This window comes from Cocleimonas sp. KMM 6892 (assembly GCF_035798195.1).
Taxonomy (GTDB): Bacteria; Pseudomonadota; Gammaproteobacteria; order Thiotrichales; family Thiotrichaceae; genus Cocleimonas; species Cocleimonas flava.
This window is the reverse complement of record NZ_JAPFBV010000020.1, coordinates 1-803: the sequence shown is the minus strand read 5'-3', so window position 1 is coordinate 803 and position 803 is coordinate 1. Positions and strand designations below refer to the sequence as shown.

Genomic DNA, 803 nt, shown 5'->3' with positions numbered 1-803 from the left:
GAAGGCTGTGTTGCCGTCGAGGTTACTGGACCAAAGCTACCGTCTGGTTGAATTGTCGCTGTACCGGTAGTGTTATCCGGGAACGTCACGGTAGCCGTATTTCCAGGGTCACCGGTGCCGGTGATACTCAAGGTTCCATCAGGATTAACCCCGATAGTTTGGGTCGGTGCAGCTGGAGCTGTCGTGTCCGTATAGGTATCCGTTACCGCTGGCGAGATGTTATTCGCTGGATCGGTTTGGGTTGTTGAGACATCTCCCGAGGGCTGTGTCGCCGTCGAGGTTACTGGACCAAAGCTACCGTCTGGTTGAATTGTCGCTGTACCGGTAGTGTTATCCGGGAACGTCACGGTAGCCGTATTTCCAGGGTCACCGGTGCCGGTGATACTTAAGGTTCCATCAGGATTAACCCCGATAGTTTGGGTCGGTGCAGCTGGAGCTGTCGTGTCCGTATAGGTATCCGTTACCGCTGGCGAGATGTTATTCGCAGGATCGGTTTGGGTTGTTGAGACTGTTCCCGAAGGCTGTGTTGCCGTCGAGGTTACTGGACCAAAGCTACCGTCTGGTTGGATTGGTGCAGTACCGGTAGTGTTATCCGGGAACGTCACGGTAGCCGTATTTCCAGGGTCACCCGTACCAGAGATACTGAGTGTACCGTCAGTGTTTACCGTAATCACTTGCGTTGGTGCATCGGGTGCTGTGGTGTCTGTATAGGTATCCGTTACCGCCGGCGAGATGTTATTCGCTGGATCGGTTTGGGTTGTTGAGACATCTCCCGAGGGCTGTGTTGCCGTCGAGGTTACTGG

At 54.4% G+C, this 803-nt stretch carries 1 protein-coding gene; it reads right to left on the bottom strand.

Features of this window, described 5'->3' with window-relative positions; genetic code table 11:
* Positions 1-803 (bottom strand): Ig-like domain-containing protein (locus OO007_RS20195; protein ID WP_325810182.1); only part of this gene is annotated, 803 nt, incomplete at both ends.